The organism is Novosphingobium profundi (genome assembly GCF_018491765.1).
GTDB lineage: Bacteria > Pseudomonadota > Alphaproteobacteria > Sphingomonadales > Sphingomonadaceae > Novosphingobium > Novosphingobium profundi.
Genome location: NZ_JABWCU010000003.1, coordinates 431,435 through 445,964, shown reverse-complemented (window position 1 = coordinate 445,964; position 14,530 = coordinate 431,435). Strand labels below are relative to the sequence as shown.

General features: G+C 64.6%; 18 protein-coding genes and 1 pseudogene. 2 read left to right on the top strand and 17 right to left on the bottom strand.

Annotation, left to right across the window (positions count from 1 at the left end; all coding sequences use genetic code 11):
- Positions 1–5 precede the first annotated feature (5 nt).
- The 5 genes from HT136_RS04510 to HT136_RS04490 all read right to left on the bottom strand — a co-directional run bounded on the left by HT136_RS04510 (position 6) and on the right by HT136_RS04490 (position 3,326).
- Positions 6–236, bottom strand: coding sequence for an NADPH-dependent FMN reductase family protein (locus tag HT136_RS04510; protein WP_214198261.1), 231 nt, complete (start codon positions 234–236; stop codon positions 6–8).
- 224 nt (positions 237–460) lie between these two features.
- On the bottom strand, positions 461–661 hold the full coding sequence (locus HT136_RS04505; protein ID WP_214198260.1) for a hypothetical protein: 201 nt from the start codon (positions 659–661) through the stop codon (positions 461–463).
- Positions 662–694: 33 nt separating this feature from the next.
- A complete protein-coding gene (locus tag HT136_RS04500; protein WP_214198258.1) occupies positions 695–883 on the bottom strand; it encodes a helix-turn-helix domain-containing protein in 189 nt (62 codons plus the stop codon).
- Complete coding sequence (locus tag HT136_RS04495) at positions 880–1,329, bottom strand: CopG family transcriptional regulator (protein ID WP_214198255.1); 450 nt, start codon at positions 1,327–1,329, stop codon at positions 880–882. Before HT136_RS04495 ends, HT136_RS04500 begins: the two co-directional genes overlap by 4 nt.
- Before the next feature lie 44 nt (positions 1,330–1,373).
- Entirely contained in the window at positions 1,374–3,326 is a 1,953-nt protein-coding gene (locus HT136_RS04490) for a DUF3363 domain-containing protein (RefSeq protein WP_246543332.1), read from the bottom strand.
- 363 nt (positions 3,327–3,689) lie between these two features.
- On the opposite strand from HT136_RS04490, the gene HT136_RS04485 reads away from it, so the two are divergent.
- Positions 3,690–4,052, top strand: a complete 363-nt coding sequence (locus HT136_RS04485; RefSeq protein ID WP_214198253.1) for a hypothetical protein — start codon at positions 3,690–3,692, stop codon at positions 4,050–4,052.
- Between the two features lie 21 nt (positions 4,053–4,073).
- Here the strand turns inward: HT136_RS04485 and HT136_RS04480 are convergent, their stop codons facing one another.
- The 4 genes from HT136_RS04480 to HT136_RS26165 form a co-directional block, all read right to left on the bottom strand.
- Positions 4,074–5,003 carry a HEPN domain-containing protein gene (locus tag HT136_RS04480; RefSeq protein WP_214198246.1) on the bottom strand — a complete coding sequence of 310 codons (930 nt, stop codon included), beginning with the start codon at positions 5,001–5,003 and terminating at the stop codon, positions 4,074–4,076.
- Between the two features lie 99 nt (positions 5,004–5,102).
- Positions 5,103–5,327 (bottom strand): RNA polymerase sigma factor, encoded by a 225-nt coding sequence (locus HT136_RS04475; RefSeq protein ID WP_214198244.1) that lies wholly within the window; start codon positions 5,325–5,327, stop codon positions 5,103–5,105.
- 55 nt (positions 5,328–5,382) lie between these two features.
- Positions 5,383–7,158: a ParB/RepB/Spo0J family partition protein gene (locus HT136_RS04470; protein ID WP_214198242.1), complete on the bottom strand. Its 1,776-nt coding sequence runs from the start codon at positions 7,156–7,158 to the stop codon at positions 5,383–5,385.
- A gap of 427 nt (positions 7,159–7,585) precedes the next feature.
- Positions 7,586–7,957 carry a tyrosine-type recombinase/integrase gene (locus HT136_RS26165; protein WP_246543331.1) on the bottom strand — a complete coding sequence of 124 codons (372 nt, stop codon included), beginning with the start codon at positions 7,955–7,957 and terminating at the stop codon, positions 7,586–7,588.
- A 380-nt stretch (positions 7,958–8,337) separates the two neighbouring features.
- On the opposite strand from HT136_RS26165, the pseudogene HT136_RS26160 reads away from it, so the two are divergent.
- A pseudogene (locus HT136_RS26160) lies at positions 8,338–8,430 on the top strand (NAD(P)-dependent oxidoreductase); the annotation flags it as partial.
- A 34-nt stretch (positions 8,431–8,464) separates the two neighbouring features.
- On the opposite strand, the gene HT136_RS04460 reads toward HT136_RS26160, so the two are convergent.
- The 8 genes from HT136_RS04460 to HT136_RS04425 are packed head-to-tail and all read right to left on the bottom strand — an operon-like array spanning position 8,465 to position 14,530.
- Entirely contained in the window at positions 8,465–8,746 is a 282-nt protein-coding gene (locus tag HT136_RS04460; RefSeq protein WP_214198240.1) for a cytochrome C oxidase subunit IV family protein, read from the bottom strand.
- A gap of 11 nt (positions 8,747–8,757) precedes the next feature.
- Positions 8,758–9,387, bottom strand: a complete 630-nt coding sequence (locus HT136_RS04455; RefSeq protein WP_214198238.1) for a cytochrome c oxidase subunit 3 — start codon at positions 9,385–9,387, stop codon at positions 8,758–8,760.
- Positions 9,387–11,060 (bottom strand): cytochrome c oxidase subunit I, encoded by a 1,674-nt coding sequence (gene ctaD / locus HT136_RS04450; protein WP_214198236.1) that lies wholly within the window; start codon positions 11,058–11,060, stop codon positions 9,387–9,389. The genes HT136_RS04455 and ctaD overlap by 1 nt, the downstream gene beginning before the upstream one ends.
- Positions 11,057–11,980 carry a cytochrome c oxidase subunit II gene (coxB, locus tag HT136_RS04445; RefSeq protein WP_214198234.1) on the bottom strand — a complete coding sequence of 308 codons (924 nt, stop codon included), beginning with the start codon at positions 11,978–11,980 and terminating at the stop codon, positions 11,057–11,059. The genes ctaD and coxB overlap by 4 nt, the downstream gene beginning before the upstream one ends.
- Positions 11,970–12,767 carry an SCO family protein gene (locus HT136_RS04440; RefSeq protein WP_214198233.1) on the bottom strand — a complete coding sequence of 266 codons (798 nt, stop codon included), beginning with the start codon at positions 12,765–12,767 and terminating at the stop codon, positions 11,970–11,972. Before HT136_RS04440 ends, coxB begins: the two co-directional genes overlap by 11 nt.
- Positions 12,764–13,099, bottom strand: a complete 336-nt coding sequence (locus tag HT136_RS04435; protein ID WP_214198231.1) for a hypothetical protein — start codon at positions 13,097–13,099, stop codon at positions 12,764–12,766. Before HT136_RS04435 ends, HT136_RS04440 begins: the two co-directional genes overlap by 4 nt.
- Complete coding sequence (locus HT136_RS04430; RefSeq protein WP_214198228.1) at positions 13,092–14,030, bottom strand: hypothetical protein; 939 nt, start codon at positions 14,028–14,030, stop codon at positions 13,092–13,094. Before HT136_RS04430 ends, HT136_RS04435 begins: the two co-directional genes overlap by 8 nt.
- A complete protein-coding gene (locus HT136_RS04425) occupies positions 14,027–14,530 on the bottom strand; it encodes a c-type cytochrome (protein ID WP_214198226.1) in 504 nt (167 codons plus the stop codon). The genes HT136_RS04430 and HT136_RS04425 overlap by 4 nt, the downstream gene beginning before the upstream one ends.

Here is a 14,530-nt window from a genome sequence, read left to right as displayed (position 1 = left end):
AGCCGCTATGCCCCACAAAGCTTGCCGGCGATCGTCGCGACATGCGCGCCATGGAAGTGCGCGCCCTCCAGATCGAGCTTGCCCGGCGCGCGCTCGCCGTCGCTTCCGGCGATGGTCGTGGGACCGTAAGGACTTCCTCCGGCCATTTCGTCGACGGAGGCCATCCGCTTGAATGACGGCGGCAGGCCGACGCAGACAAGACCAAGGTGCAGGAGGTTGGTAAGGATGGAAAACATCGTCGTTTCGTGCCCTCCGTGCTGGGTCGCGGTCGATGCGAAGGCACCGCCAACCTTGCCGATCAGAGCTCCACTTGCCCAACGGTAGCCTTTGACCTGGTCTCGCACAGCCGCAAAAGCGAGCGTCGGCTTTCCCAAGGTCGTCGCAGCAAATCCGACTGTCGCCATAGTCCCACCAGCGGCCAGTCCAACCACCTCGATCGAGCTTCTGATCGATGGCTAGCCTACCGATCCCCTGCGTCCGCCTCATCCATCTCCTTCGCCCAGGTCCGCAACGCATCCATGATCCGCCGGATGAGAACATCGTCCTGATCACCGATCAGCAGGTTGCCATCATCAGCGAACCCACGGCGCAGCTTCATCGGCATGGTCACGATACTGGTGGTGATGACGGCCTCGATACGGCGCAGGTCCAGGGTATTCATGGGATCGATCTCCTTTCGTGATTGTCGGGACGTTCAGCCCTTCTCGATGAGCCCGCGCAGACTGGCGTAGGGCACGAGGGTGATCGCCCCCACCTTGACGACCTCGATGCGCCCTTCAGCGATGAGCTCATAGAGCTTGGAACGCCCGATCCCGGTGAGCCGACAGGCCTCGGGAATGCGCACCGAGATGGGCTCGGTCGGGGCCGGGGTCTTGTCGCTCATAGATCGAACTCCTGCTGGATCTCGGGTTTGGAGCCTTGACCCGATGCCTTGCCCTTGGCGGCAAGCTCACCGGCCATGCGCACGAACTGCTCGTAGCGAAGCTTGCCCAGGTGCCGGGTCTCGGCGTCGAAGGCGGGATGGTGCGCGGTCATCGTGAGCTGATGGCGCACCAGGAGACCAACCACTTCGGTGAGATGCGCCATCTGCCTTTCGAGGGCTTCACTGGCCTTCACCTGACGGGCAAGCGTAGCCCCGAACTTCACTTCGATCGCCTGCCCCTCCTCTGCCGCGAACCACGCGGTCAGCGCCTTGGTCAGAACGTCGGTCTTCGAGCTCTCGGGCGCGGCCGCAGCCACCTCGAGCTTGGCCGAGAGAACGTCGGGCAGGTAGAACTGGTGGCGGGTCTTGGTCGTCTGCATGCGTACGAGGATGCACCGGCGCGCCATGGTCCGACAGAACCTCTCCGGTGCCAGCTGGGGCCCCTGCCGATTTACATGCCGATTTCCGGACCGCGATCGCGGCCCTTGCCGATGGTCCAGCTGATCGCGTCTCCCCGCTGGATCCCCGAGACGAAGCGGCCGCGTTCGCGTTCGAGCACCGGCTGCCAGGGAACCAGCGTGAAGTCGCGCGAACGCGCCACCACCGCGAACTTGTCCTCACCAATCTGAACGGGCTGCTTGTAGACGCCCTCCAGATACCCGCCCTTGCTCTGCGAATAGTCGAGGCCCAACTCCTTCGCGAGCTGCCCGGCGACGCGCGTCAGTTCGCGCTGTTTGAGGCTGGCGATGAGGTCAGGCTTGTAGACCATCGCCTCCCCTTCCTGCCGGGCCAGATCCTGCTCGATCAGCCACTGCTGACGCCGTGCGAGCGCATCGCGGATTTCGACGCCGATCTTGCCCTCGAGCTGCAGCCGTCCGGGCTCCAGACATTTGCGGTCAAGCCAGGTCGGCCCGTCGTGATGGGCAAGGCTCGTCAGGTCGCGCTCGGTTACCACAGAGACTTGCACGGGCCGGCGCTGGCCACGGGCCTGTTCGTAGCCCTCGACGAGCGCGGTGTGATCGCGTCCGATCGCCCAGCTGCCATCGCTTGCACGCTCCAGCTTCCGGGTCGCCTTTCGGATCGCTTCGAGCCTGCGCACATGCGCCTCGGCAAAGGTGCGCGTCGCGCCCGGATCGTGAGCCTGGTGCGCGGCGATGCTGTAGCGCCCTCCATTTGCTTCGGCGACCTCCATGATGGTCTTGTCCGAGGCGCGCAGGCCGTGGCGACTGGGCGCAATCTCGACCAGGCGCCCGGTCATCGCCCCATCGGCCAGATCGTGGCCCAGATCGACGTAGTGCGAGCGCCCGTCGGTCGCCTCGACGATGAGGTAGTGGCGATCACGGATTTCATCGGAGAGCCCGCGCGCCTGGATGCGGCCAAGCAGCTCCTGGCCCTTCCCCGGCTCGTAGATCGCATAGTCATGCGCCAGCACCTGCGGGGTGGCTTTCAACTCGCGGTGCATGGTGGCGATGATGTCGTGGCGCGTACCCATGGTCCGCAGCGACGCTTCCAGGCCCTCTTCGAGCCGGTAGCGCCCTTTGCCCTCCTCGTGGGCCAGTCCCATGCGCTGGAGCGTGCCGAGCCGCGCGGCGCGCAGGGCCTGTTCGGCCGGATCGCGGTGCCAGGCCGAGGCCATGCCATTCTCGTCGCGATCGCGCAGCAGGCGGCGGTCGATCCCGGTGAAGCGCTCCTGGCTCACTTCGCGCGCGTTGCCTTGCGCGATTTCGTGCTCGGTGCGCGGGCCCAGATCGCGATTGAAGATGTCGCTCGCGCGCCCGGCGATGCCGTGGCGGATGTAGTCGCGCGCGATGATCAGGTTGTGCCCGCGTTCGTCGACGCCGCGCACGACGATATGGGTGTGGGGATGGCCGGTGTTGAAGTGGTCGACCGCGACCCAGTCGAGGCGCGTGCCCAGATCCTTTTCGACGTCCTTCATGAGATCGCGGGTCAGTGGCTTGAGGTCCGGATACTGCGCCCCGTCCTCGGCCGAGACGATGAAGCGGAACTGGTGGCGGTCGCCGGCCCCGCGTTCGAGGAAAGCCTTGCCGTCGACCTCGTCACGATCGGGGCCGTAAAGATCGCCGCGTTCGCCCTCGCGCGTGGTGCCCTCGCGCTGGAGATAGCGCAGGTGCGCGGTGGCGGCCTTGGCGCCCTTGCCCGCCAGCTTCACGAAGCGCGCTTTGACGATCACGCGCCGGGCGCGCGGATTGGAAAAACGCCCGGCGTTTCCCAGTACCGCTGCGATTGTCGATCCGCGTCCGATCCGGCTGCCGGTAAACCGACCACGGGCCCCGGCCTTGCGGGCTCCGTTCCCTCCGGCCTGGTTGACCGCGCGGCGCAGGTCGTGGCGAAGGGGGCGCTCCTTACCCATATGGCCAAGCCAGACATCGAAGTCGTCGTCCATCAGGTACACCTCCAGGTCCAAAAGACCCGATGAGGGAGGACCGCCCCAACGCTTCAAGGTCCTCCACCGGAGTCTCGCGCCAAACCAGCGCAAATCCACGCGATTTTCCCGCGCAATCTCGTCGTGGAGGCACACGAGCATCGCCAAGCGCACCTAATCTCCCACAAAAACGATGTGCAGACAGACAGTTAAAAGGGGTCACGAGACACCTGCCTTTATCTTGCCTTACGCCCTATCCCCCTCTCCTGCGATCACCCCCATCTGCCTCCCCTCATCCGACCCGCCGAGGAAACGGCCCTCACGATGTTCACTCTATGTTCTACATCAGGGCACCCGCATCGAATCGCATGGAGGCATGGCAGCATGGGTGTTCACATTGAGGGTGGAGGCAAATCGAGCCTGCTGCTGACAGGCGATATCGAGACGCGCCTCGATGTGCCTGCGCGCGGGATTACCGAGGGGTTTTCGCTGGCCTTTTCGGATGGAACCTTGATCCGTGGGACGTTCCTGGACGAAGCCTCCACCTGTCGTTTTGCCCTCGCGGTCGAGGGTGCGGCGCAAGTTCGCATCACGCGTCACGAAGACGGTGACCGGGTCGATCTGACCTCAAATTTCGAATGGATCACGCTCGCTTGCGGTCAGGAAACCCTGCAGCCGGAAGCCGCCGATGCCGAGGAAGATGTGCTGCAACTGACGCTCGACATCGTGGTCGAGGAGAGCGTCTGAAAGGGAATGGAAACCAGCCGATCAGCTGGCTTCGCGGGCGGTCTCTTCGAGCTGGGCGATGCGCTCGGAGCACACCATCTGGACGACGCGGCCAAGCTCCTCGACCTGTTCGCCAAGCCAGGTCAGCTCCTCTTCGCTCACGGTGTAATGCTTGGAGTAGCGCGCCTTGACGTAAGCTTCCTTGAGCTTTTCGAACATGCCGCGCTGCCAGCGGTTCTCGCGCGGCCAGGCGTAGACCAGCCGGGGATCGAGACGCTCGGCCTGCGTGCGCAGGAACGCCAGATTGTGGACGTGCGGGGTGTAGAAGGTCGAGACCAGCAGGACGCAGTGGTAGAGGCGTTCAGTGCATTGGTGCAGCTGGAAAGCAGCGTTGTTCAGTCTGCCTTTCGAGAGATTGAACTTGTAGTTGTCGAAGAATTCTCCCCCGCTGGGAAACCACTCTTCATAGTACTCTTTCGCCAAGGCCAGCGCGGCATGCGGGGTCTTGGGCTTGGGGGTCGCCAGTTCGCTGTCGTCGGCCTCGTAGAGCGCGATGCCGTCGCGGGCGATGTCCATGAAGAAGTATCGGCCCTGGGCGAGCCCGTCGTTCACTTCCTGCATGGTGTGGACGATGAAATTGACCGGCGTCTTGAGGCTCTCGGTGATGCCGTATTCGCGCATCAGCCGCTCGTCGACGCGGGTCCAGTACTTGACCCGGTCAGTCAGCCGCTTGTCGCTGACGATCACCAGCAGATCGTAGTCCGACTTGTAGCCCTTGGCGGTGTGCGGCTCGTCGATCCAGTTGCCCCGGGCATAGCTGCCGTAGAGCACGATCTTGAGGATGCGCCCCTTCTTCTTCCAGTTCTGCGTCGAGAGCGCGAAGGCGTCCTCGAATTCCTCGAAGACGATCTGCACCACGCGTTCGAGCTCGCGCTGCTTGTTCGCCGGGAGATGGTCGAGGCTCGTTTTCATGGGCACAGACTCGCGCCTAACATCCCAATTGCCAAGAGCAAAGTGCAAGGACCGGCCCTGCACAGGACCAGCCCTTGCCGCGTTTGGGGGGAACGCACATCACGGTTGCGCCCCCAACGCGCGCAACCGCTTGTCCAGATGACGGATGGCGCGCGCCAAGCGTTTCACCACCTGCCGCTGCGACAATCCGGTGTGCCGGGCAATCTCCTCTACGGACATGTTGTCGAGCCGCATCGCGAGGAATATCTGGCGGTCGAGGTTGGTGAGTTCGAGCAGCGCCGCCTCGGTCCGGCGCAGGCGTTCGGGATTGAAGTCCTGTTCCATGGGCCTTGTCTCCTATGCGAAGGAGCCCGGCGACCTTCGCCACCGGGCTCACCCATCAGGCCGCCTGCGGCAGCGGGTTCGAGGTGTCCGGCCCGGCCTTTTCGACCTCGGCAGGATCGGCGATCCGCACCGAACATTCGGCACTGCCCACGCCGCCGCGCTCGGTGTAGGCGCTGGCCGGGAACGCCATCCAGCGCGGTACCCAGCTCTCGTGCTTGCGCCGTCCATTGCTCCCCGTCAGGCAATCGCGGATGATGCCGCGCTGGACCTTGCTCGTCGCCTTGGCGTTCTCGGCGGCGACCTTCTCGCCCGCGACATCGGCCAATAGATGCCCGATCACCTCGCGGTCGCGCACGGCATCGAGCAAGGCATCGTCGGCCTGCCAGACATCAGCCAGGGTCACGGCCATGTGCTGGCCCAGCATCTCGATCAGGCTGCTGCCCATGCCAAGCGTTTCCCCCATGACCACGGCCAGAACCCGCAACACTTGGGCATCGTCCAGCGCGATCAAACGGCGCAGCAGACCGCAAAGCCCTTCCCCATCGGGATTGCCTGCAGTGACGGTTGGCGTGTCCGCATCGAAGCCCAGCAGGGCCAGAACCTCGCGCCGCCGTGCATCGAACAGGCTTTCCGAAAGAGAGTTCTCGACGCTCTCGGCCACGGCATCGTTGGGAGTCTTCTGCGGCTCGACCCGCACCGACCATAGACAAGACCCGGCAATCGCATGGGCGACCATCACCCGCAGCGAGAGCCCGGTATCTTCGGCCAGTCTGGCGCGCACGGCGGCATGGCGGTGCAGGTCGATATAGGCGTTCACCGTGCTCGACACTTCGGGCCGGGTAACCTTTTCCAAGGCTTCGCCGCGTTCCAGCCGCCGCGCTTCCTTCGTGGTCACATAGCCTTCGTGGAACGTGACGTCGCCGCGATGACCGATGGCGACATAGACGCGCCCACCCTTCGCCTGCCCCATGCGTTCGTGTTCCCACGAATGGAAGGTGTCGCCCCTTGCCAGCACGACCACCTCGCCCCAACCGGCCTCTCGCAGCGCCTCGACCCGATTGTCGACTTCGGCCATCTGGAGGCCCCAAAAGGCGTCCGGAGAGGCAAAATAGGCCTCGTTTCCGAACAAATCGGCGATTGTTTCAATCTTGTAAGCCTCGACGTCGAACAGCGCCGCGCTCACCGGGATCGAGGCCCCGCCGAACAGCCACGCCTTGAGCCACGAGCCGGTTGGTGCGGTCGCCCGTTCGTCGTCGTGCAGGTCCAGCCATTCCTTCTGCCTGGCCTTCGAGGCCATGGTCAGATGCCGCAGCGACACCGCATCGATGCCGTCCGAGCGGTAGAGGTTGCGCAGGCGCGGGACCAGATTGCCGAGCGCCAGCGTGCGCTTCACCTGCAAGGCGGTCAGCCCGAAGGTCTGCGCGATGCCTTCGACGTCGCGCCCCTCGCGCACCAGCCGGGTGAAGGTTTCGCAGCGGGTCATCTCGTCGGGATCGAGCCGGGCCACGTTCTCGATGAGAGATGCTTCAAGGGCGGCTGCATCATCGCCCGGTTCGATCACCGCGCAAGGCAGGTCCTCGATGCCCCCGCCTTCTTCGGCCACCGTACGCGCTGCATGATAGCGCCGCTTGCCTGCAAGGATTTCATAAGCGGGAAGACTGTCGTTGCCGCCTTCACCTGTGCCGGGCAGTTCGCGAACGATGAGCGGCACCAGCACACCCCGCGCCCTGACGGACGGCAGGATATTGGCGATGTCGCAGGTCGTCTTCGTGCCCCGCATGTTGAGGCTGGAAACCGAGAGACGCGCAAGGTCGATGTGCATGAGTTCCATTTTGCTTCACTCCTTCCTTCAACCGCCATTGACCGGCGCCAGGGTGGCGGGGGGCGGCAGGAGCGAACCAGCAGCCCCGCCGGCAAAGGCGGGGCGCACCTGCAAGGCCGTAACACCGTGAAGGACCCGGGAGCAAAGCGGACAGGTTGCGCCCCGTCGCGGCGGGGCTATCGGGCAGCGACGCCCCCCGCCACCTTGGAGCCGACAAAGGCCAACGCCGCCGCGCGGGTCAGCGCGGCGACACTTGAAGGGATGCGAACTGCATCCCGCCCCTGACAGGGATCGTCACGGCTCTGCCGACGAGACGGCGGCGCAGCCGGTGGCTTGGTTGAGCGTCAGCGAAATAGAGCCCGGCCGCGCCATGAGCGCGGGTCAGCCCTCCTTGTTTGCATCAGCCCGTCACACAGCCCGCTTTGCCTCACCGAGCTCACAGGCGCGGCGCGCAAAAAGCGGCCCAGTCCTTCATCATGCCACGTCGCTTCTCCAAGAGGTTGCCTCGCCGGTAAGCCGCCTCGGTCTTGTTCTTGACCACATGGGCCAAGGCCGCTTCGGCCACGTCGCCTGGGTGATTGGTCGTCTCACTCACCCAGTCGCGGAAGGCCGACCGGAAGCCATGTGCCGTATAAGGCTCCTTCATTTCCTTGAGCAACTTGGTCAGCGTCATGTCGGACAGCGGCGCATTGCGCCGCGCGCCCGGAAAGACCAGCTCGTTATTGGCCAGCCGTAATTCGTTGCAACGCTCAAGAATGCGTAGCGCTGGGGACGTCAAAGGCACGACATGTTCGCGCTGGGCTTTCATGCGCTCTTTGGGAATCGTCCAGAGAGCGGCGTCGAAGTCAATTTCGGCTCAAGTTGCTTGGCGGACTTCCCCCGAACGCACGGCGGTGAGAAACGCGAACTGAAGCGCGACACGGCTGAAAGATTCGCGCTCGCGCAACCAGACGAAGAACGCCGGAGCCCTTGTCGAAGGGCTTAGCTGCGAAGTGGCCCTCTTTCTTGGGCTGTCGCGGCAACCTGCGCCTTACCGCGCGCACGAGATTCTTGGAGTTCAACTAATGCAATGATTAATCAAATAAGATATTTCGCCCTCCATCAGCCCCGCACTTGCTTCCACCACTGTCAGATGTGCCGGTTGTCGCAATCATCCCCTTCCTTCCAAACGCCCAGTTCGAAGACCTGGCGTACGCCTCCCTTTTCCTCCCCTACGAGGACGTCAGCTACATGTCGGGACAGGTCCTCCATCCCAACGGTGGGTTCAACGTCAACGGCTGACGGACACGACCGGGTGCCCCAAAAGGCAGCGCCCCTATCGGGTGAGGAAATCGGCGAAGGTAAATAGGAAAAGGAAGCTCGCCCATACAATGCCAGCGAGTGCGGCAAGGCGCGTCAGCCCATCGGCGCGGCGCAACTGCATGAAAAAGGCGACGATTAGCGCGCCCTTGGCCAAGGCGATCGTCAGGCTGACGATCACCTTCGCCGACGCCCCGGGGATATAGGCATAACCCCAGGTTAGTCCGAGCAGTACGAACAGGCCAGCCCATACGATCAGCGGCGCAAGCACGATCTCGCGGCGTTCCTCATGCGTCATGGGCCTGTCCCTCACGGCCGCCCCACCAGGTAGAGAAGTGGATAGAGGACCACCCAGACGATATCGACGAGGTGCCAGTAGAGCGCGCCGCCCTGCGCGCTCGTCGCATGGAGCAGCAGGTCCCCGCGCCTCTCGATCCACAGCAACCTGGCGATGATCCCGAGGCCAATCGTTACGTGGATCGCGTGGGTCACGGTGGCCGTCCAGTAGAAGGCCCAGAATTGCGCTGCGGGCCCCTGCCCGAACTTGAACCCGGGACCGGGGATAAGGTGCTCGTGCACGTCCTTGCGATATTCGAAGCCCTTGATCACGAGGAACGAAAGGCCCAGCATCAGTGTGCCGCCCAGCATCCAGCGTGCCACGACGCGAAAGCCGCCCTTGGTAGCGCGTTCGGCGATCGCCATGGTCAGACTTGAGGTCATCAGCACGGCCGTGTTGATCGTGCCGTACCAGACTGCCGCCTCCTTCGCCCCTTGCGTGAACGCCTCGCCGCCGTGCCAGCGGGCATAGGCATAGAAGAGCAATATTCCGCCGAAGAACAGGCATTCGGTGGCAAGAAACGACCAGACGCCGAAGGGCACCGCGATTCTTTGCCGCGCTGCTTCCTCGAAGGGTTCGTGCAGGACGAGATCTTCAGCCATCACGGCTTCTGCTTCGCATGCGCCTGTTCGACTTCGTCGGGCGTGCTTTCCTTGGGGTGGTAGAGATAGGGTTCCTGATCGACGACCAGGAGGCGATCGAAGTTGTCCTTGGGCGGGGGCGAGCGGGTCTGCCATTCGAGCCCGGTCGCGCCGTGGGGATTGGCGGGCGCACGTTCGCCCCTGAACAGTGACCAGCCCAGGTAGAAGATCGGCCACAGGTAGCCAAAGCCCAGCACCAGCGCACCGACCGAGCTCATGACGTGCCAGGGCTGGAATTCGGGCGGATAATCATGATAGCGTCGTGGCATTCCCATTGTGCCCATGATGAACTGCGGGAAGAACGTGAAGTTGAAACCGAAGAACATCGAGATCGCCGCAAACTGAGCCAGCCGCTCGGAATAGAGCCGCCCGGTGATCTTGGGCCACCAGAAGTGCAGCCCGCCGAAGAATGCCGATACCGATCCGCCGACCATGATGTAATGGAAATGCGCCACGACGAAGTAGGTGTCGGTGAGGTGCACGTCGAGCGGCACCGAGGCGAGGAACAGGCCCGTCAGCCCGCCGATGGTGAACAGCCCGATGAAACCCAGTGCATAGAGCATCGGCGCGGAGAATCGGATCTGGCCGCGGTAGAGCGTGCCGGTCCAGTTGAAGACCTTGATCGCGCTGGGCACGGCGATGACGAAGGATAGGAACGAGAAGACCATGCTGGCGAATGCCGACTGGCCCGAGACGAACATGTGGTGCCCCCAGACCATGAAGCCGATCACGGCGATGACGACCATCGCGTAGACCATGAACTGGTAGCCGAAGATCCGCCGCCGCGCCTCGCAGGTGATGATCTCGGAGACGACCCCGAAGGCGGGCAGTACCATGATGTAGACGGCAGGATGACTGTAGAACCAGAACAAGTGCTGGAACAATAGCGGGTCGCCGCCCGAGCGCGGATCGAAGATCGGCAGGCCGAAGGCGCGCTCGGCGACGACGAGCAGGAGCGACATCGCCAAGACCGGCGTCGCCAACACCATGACGAGGCTCGTCGTGTACATCGCCCAAACAAACAGCGGCAGACGCATCCACGTCATCCCGCGCGCGCGCAGCAGGTGGACCGTCGCGATAAAGTTGACGCCCGTCGCGATTGAGGAGAAGCCGACCACAAAGACACCGAGCGCGGCCAGCAGCACGTGGCTGTTCGAATAGAGCGTCGAGAACGGCGTATAGAAGGTCCAGCCGGTATCGACCCCGCCCGCCAGAATCGCGAACAGCGCGAGCAGGCCGCCCGCCATGAAGACGTACCAACTCATCAAATTCAGTCGGGGGAAAGCAACATCCTTCGCACCGATCATCATCGGCAACAGAAAGTTGCCCAGCGTCGCGGGAATGGATGGGACGAGGAAGAACCAGACCATGACGATGCCGTGCAGGGTGAAGGCCTGATTGTACTCGTCGTTGGTCAGGAAATCGCCCGAAGGCGTCACCAGTTCGGCGCGGATCAGTGCCGCGGCGACTGCGCCCAGTGCGAAGAAGAAGGTGATTGCCAGCGCATAGAGGATGCCAATGCGTTTGTGGTCGGTGGTCGTGAGCCACGAGCGGACCGTCGTCCCCTCGCGCAAGTAGCTGGGCGGCTCGGCACCCCTCTCGGGAATGCCGCCGCGCGTGGGGTCGGAGTTCATTGCCTGCCTCCCGCCTTCAGGGTCTTGAGGTAGGCGATGATCCGGATGATGTCGCCCTCGCTGGCGATGCCCTGGTAACTGGGCATGACCGGGGTATAGCCGGCAACGATGTCCTTTTGCGGTTGCTCGATCGAATCGTGCAGATACTCCTCGTCGACCTGCCGGAAGCCCCCGCCTGCCATTGGTTGCCGGGTGCCGTAGAGGCCTGCGAGGGAGGGCGCGCGCACCCTCGCCGACTTTCCGTGACAGCCGCTGCAGCCGAGCTGGCGGAACAGCACCGCGCCCTGCGCGGCGAGCGTACCTTGCGCCGCGGCGCCCTCGCTCCACCGGGCAAAGGCAGCAGGCGGCATTACGACGATACCGCCGGTCATCTGCGAATGGTCGGTGCCGCAGTATTCGGCGCAGAACAGGTGGTAGGTGCCGGGCTTCGTGGCCTGGAACCACGTCTCCGTATAGCGGCCGGGCAGCACGTCCTGTTTGATGCGGAAGGCGGGCACGAAGAAGCTGTGGATTGCGTCCTGCGAAGTCATCACCAGCCGGACGGGCACGCCGACCGGGACGTGCAGCGTATTGATCTCGCGCTGGCCGTCGGCATGCTCGAGCTTCCACATCCACTGCTTGGCGACAACGTGGATTTCCATGGCATTGTTCGGGATCTCGAATTCCGAAGTCTGCATGCTTGCGGCGAACCAGAAGATGAAGATCGCGACGAAGAAGGTCGCCGCGGTCCAGCCCAGCTCGACGTCGCGCGTAATCCACTTAGGCAACTGGCCGCGCTGCGCCTTCGATCCGCGCCGATAGCGGACCGCGAAGCCGGCGACGAGGCAGCCGACAAGCAGGACAATGACGAGCGAAAGCCCCACCAGCGCGAAGAACAGGTGGTCGATCCGCGGGGCGAGCGTGGAGGCCTCAGGCATCATCGCGGCGCCTCCTTGCCATGCGCGCGAAGAATGTGCCGAAGCCCACGATCATCAGCATGCCGCCGACTTGCAGCGCGACGAGAATGGTGCGTCCGTAAACTCCGTGGGCAGCGGCAAAGCCATAGCAGACGGTCGCTATGTGCGCGATGAAGCCCTGCTGCGCCTGCGTGCCGCCCGCACTTTCCAGCGCCTTTTCGAGGATCGGCGCCACCAGTGCGGTTTCGGGTAGCAGGCTGCTGAGATGTCCCTTCGCGTTGAAGACGTAGACCGAGGCATCGTGCGCGTACTGGTCCGTCGCCGGATCGTAGACAGCGCTGAAGCCCAGCGCCTTCTCGGCCCGCTCGACCGTCCCAGGATCGGCGCTGAGCAGGTGGGCGGCACGCGCCACCACCGGCATGTCGGCCAACACCCGCGAGGCCGTCTCGCGCGCCTGTTCCGGCCCGTCCTTGGGGTCGAGGCCGAGGACAACAAAGGCCACGTCGCGGCCCGGCACGAGCTTGCCGTCTGACAACGCGACATCGGACAGGGCACCGCCTGTCAACGTCATACCCGGGCCGCAAATATGCTTGCAGGTATAGTCGGCGAAGAGCAGCACGGTCGGCTTGCCCGCGACGAGGTCACCGAGGCGGACCCGATGCTCGTTTTGGTCGATCCACGTGGTATGGACAGGGATGCGCGCATCGGCGGGAGGACGGATGCCCGCCGCGCCGATCTGAGCAGGGCTGAGCCCGGCAAGCGCCGGGCTGGCCAGCCCTGCGAGCACGAAGAGAACCAAGAGCCATTTCATCGCTTCAGGCCCTCCCAGCCGACAATGCCCTCGCGCACGATCCGGTCCTTGGCCTGTTCGATTTGCGGGTCGGCGTGTGGTGGCGGCACCTTGCCGGCATCGGCGGCGGGCGACGGGCGGGGAAGCCCAAACGCGAGGCCCGGCGCGGGAAAGGCATGAGGCTCGCGGAATGTCTCGGGGCCGAACTGCACCTTGAACCAGGACCCGGCAGCGAAGATCAGCACGAACAGCACCAGCGGCACCGCGATCGCCAGCAGAGCGACCTTTCCCGGCGAGGTCACGTGCCAGCCTTCATAACGCGGCTCGTGGCGTGGCTCGGGGGTTTCAGCCAAGGCGAGCCTCCTGCCGGGTGCGATACTGGACGAAGGCGAGCGAACACAGGCCGATTCCGGCCGTGCCCAGCAGGGCCGCTAGCGCCGCCAAACGGCCCGCCCCCACCCACCACAGGTTGGCGAGGAATAGGCCAGCGAGCGCTTGCAAGCCCGCTACCCTGCGTCCGGTCTCGCCGGGTAGAAACGCGAGTGTCGCGATCGGCCCGAACAGCCCGAGCACCAGTGCGCCGGTCGCGAGCCAAGCCATCGCGCCGCCGCGTGCAAGATACCATTCCACCTGGCTCGGCAGATCGGCATACCACTTGATGAGATAATCCATGAAAATCATGTAACTGAGCCCAAGCGCCGCCGCGATCAGCAGCCACGACAAGTCGCTTCGCAACCGCGCGCCGCCAAGGCCGAAAGCGAGCACGGCAGCACCGGCCCCTCCCACCTGCTCGGCCGTCAGCATCATGCCCACCGCCGAGACCGGATGACCGAGCTCTCCGCCCAGCATCCAGTCGTAGGCGAGGGGCGTGATCGCCACGGTCCACACGGCAAGCGCCACGGCCGCGAAGCTGCGTGACGCCCCCGCGGCGAGGCGGCTACTCGCGAACCAAAGCGCCGCGACGGCAACAAGCGTGCGCGCGGCGACGAAGACCGGGTTCGCCCACACCTCGAGATGGTCGGGCAACTGGCTGGCGAACTGCGCGGAAAATATGGCGAGGGCGAAGAACGCCAGGACGGGCAGCGGCATCGCGACGACAGCCATCGCCGACCAGTCGGTCTCGACCACGCGCGCGATCATCAGCATCAGCACCGCCCCAAAGACCGGCGCGCCGACCGAGAGGAACGCGGCGCGCCACCCTGCCGCGACGGCCGCGGGATCGAGCAGCAGCAAGAGCGCCATCCCCACGAGCAGGGCGCCGCCGACGAGCAAGTTGCGCGTCATCGCCCCCGCTCCCTGGCACGACCGGCCACCTGCAGCGCCTTGACGTAGGCCGCAATGGCCCAGCGATCCTTAGGCTCGACCCGGTCGGCATAACTGTACATGACGCCATAGCCATGGGAGATGACGTCGACGACGTACCCGGGCGGCGCCTGCTCCAGCCGCGTCGTCCAGTAGGAGGGCGGCGCCGGGAAACCATGCTGGACGACGGGCCCGTCGCCCTCCCCTCGCTCGCCGTGGCACGGCAGGCAATAGATCTCGTAGCGCTCCTGCCCGCGATCGACGAGCGCACGGGTCAGCGGCGGCGGATGCGCAAGCGCCTGCATGCGAGCGACGTCGTCCTGGGCGACGGTGCCTTCGGGTGGAGGTTGCCGTGCGGGGCCATCCTTCCATAGCCGCGCGCTTCCCATACGATCGTCGCGCGCCTGGTTCTTCATCGAAAGGTCGCACCCGCCGAGCGCAAGCGCCGCGAGCAACAGTAGCGAAACTCCGCGCCGCTTCAT